Source organism: Micromonospora sp. (assembly GCF_048594385.1).
Classification (GTDB): domain Bacteria; phylum Actinomycetota; class Actinomycetes; order Mycobacteriales; family Micromonosporaceae; genus Micromonospora; species Micromonospora wenchangensis.
This window is the reverse complement of sequence record NZ_JBMDWU010000027.1, coordinates 1-2,316: the sequence shown is the minus strand read 5'-3', so window position 1 is coordinate 2,316 and position 2,316 is coordinate 1. Positions and strand designations below refer to the sequence as shown.

At 74.5% G+C, this 2,316-nt stretch carries 1 protein-coding gene; it reads left to right on the top strand.

Going from position 1 to position 2,316, the window contains the following annotated elements; translation table 11 throughout:
• On the top strand, positions 1-2,316 hold a 2,316-nt coding region (locus ACOJTC_RS01235), incomplete at both ends, for a beta-ketoacyl synthase N-terminal-like domain-containing protein (protein ID WP_420115401.1).

The following is a 2,316-nucleotide window of genomic DNA, read 5'->3' as shown; positions in this document are numbered from 1 at the left end:
CGTCGACGCCCTGGCCGCGCACCGGCGGGCGCTGGGCCTGCCGGCCACGTCGCTGGCGTGGGGTTTCTGGGAGCAGCGCAGTGGGATGACCGCGCACCTGGGCGAGGCCGACGTGGCCCGGATGGCCCGCTCCGGCGTGCTCGGCATCGGCACCGACCAGGGCCTCGCCCTGCTCGACGCGGCCGTGGCCACCGACGAGCCGCTGCTGGTCCCGGTCCGGCTGGACACCGCCGCGCTGCGCGCGCAGGGCCAGCAGCTCCCGGCCCTGTTCCGGGGCCTGGTCCGGCTCCCGGCCCGGCGGGCCGCCGGTGCGACCGCGACACCGGTCGGCGGGTCGGCACGGCACCGGCAACTGCTCGGCCTCGCCGACGCCGACCAGCGGCGACTGCTGCTCGACCTGGTCCGGGGCAACGTCGCCGGGGTGCTCGGCCACGAGAGCCCGGCCACCGTCGAGCCGTCCCGGGCGTTCCGGGAACTCGGCTTCGACTCGCTGGCCGCCGTCGAGCTGCGCAACAAGCTCAACACCGCCACCGGGCTGCGGCTGCCGGCGACCCTGGTCTTCGACTACCCCAACCCGACCGCGCTCGCCGACTACCTGCACACCAGGATCCTCGGTGCGGCCACCCCGCAGGCCCCGACCGTGGCCACCCCCGTCGCCGACGACGAACCCGTCGCCATCGTGGCGATGAGCTGCCGCTTCCCCGGCGGGGTCCGCACCCCCGAGGACCTGTGGCGACTGCTCGCCGACGGCACCGACGCGATCACCCCGTTCCCCACCGACCGGGGCTGGGACCTCGCCGGCATGTACGACCCGGAGCCCGGCCGGACCGGCAAGACGTACGCCATGGAGGGTGGTTTCCTCTACGACGCGGCCGACTTCGACCCCGACTTCTTCGGGATCAGCCCGCGTGAGGCGGTCGCGATGGACCCGCAGCAGCGGCTGCTGCTGGAAACCTCGTGGGAGGCCCTGGAGCGGGCCGGCATCGACCCGAACTCGCTGCGCGGCAGCCTCACCGGTGTCTTCGCCGGGGTCATGTACCACGACTACGCCAGCCGGCTGCCCGAGGTGCCCGAGGAGTTGGCGGGCTACCTGGGCAACGGCAGCATGGCCAGCGTCGCGTCCGGGCGGATCGCCTACACCCTCGGCCTGGAGGGGCCGGCCGTGTCGATCGACACCGCCTGCTCGTCGTCGCTGGTCGCGATCCACCTGGCCGTGCAGGCGCTGCGCTCCGGCGAATGCTCGCTCGCCCTGGCCGGTGGCGTCACCGTGATGTCCACCCCGGACACGTTCATCGAGTTCAGCCTCCAGCGGGGCCTGGCCGCCGACCACCGGTGCAAGTCCTTCGCGGCCGGCGCGGACGGCACGGCGATGTCCGAGGGCGTCGGCATGCTGCTGCTGGAGCGGCTCTCCGACGCCGAACGCCACGGCCACCACGTCCTCGCGGTGGTACGCGGTTCGGCGATCAACCAGGACGGCGCGTCCAACGGCCTGACCGCCCCGAACGGTCCCTCGCAGCAGCGGGTGATCCGGCAGGCCCTGGCGGCGGCCGGTGGCATCCCGGCCACCGAGGTGGACGCCGTCGAGGCGCACGGCACCGGCACCACCCTCGGCGACCCGATCGAGGCGCAGGCGCTGCTGGCCACCTACGGGCAGGAACGGCCCGGGGACCGGCCGCTCTGGCTCGGCTCGGTGAAGTCGAACATCGGCCACACCCAGGGTGCGGCCGGTGTCGCGGGTGTGATCAAGATGGTGTTGGCGATGCGCAACGGGGTGCTGCCCCGCACCCTGCACGTGGACGAGCCCACCCCGCAGGTGGACTGGTCGGCCGGGGCGGTGCGGCTGCTCACCGAGACGCAGCCGTGGCCGGCACTGGAGCGGCCCCGCCGCGCCGGTGTCTCCTCGTTCGGCATCAGCGGCACCAACGCGCACGTCATCCTCGAACAGGCGCCCCCGGCCGAGGAACCGCCGGTCGACGTCCCCGAGCCGGAGCTGCTGCCCTGGGTGCTGTCGGCCCGCACCGACCAGGCCCTGCGGGAGCAGGCCGCCCGGGTGGCCGACGTCGCGGGCGACGGGTCCGTCAGGGCCGGTGACCTCGCGTACGCCCTGGCGACCGGTCGGGCGCTGCTCGACCGGCGCACGGTGATCGTCGGCGACCGGAGCGACTTCGTCGCCGGGGCGCGGGCGTTCGCCGGGAACGGCACCGCCCCCGGTGTGCTCCAGGGCGGCACGGTCTTCGTGTTCCCGGGGCAGGGTTCGCAGTGGGTGGGGATGGCGGTGGAGTTGTTGGATTCGTCTCCGGTGTTTGCGGAGCGGGT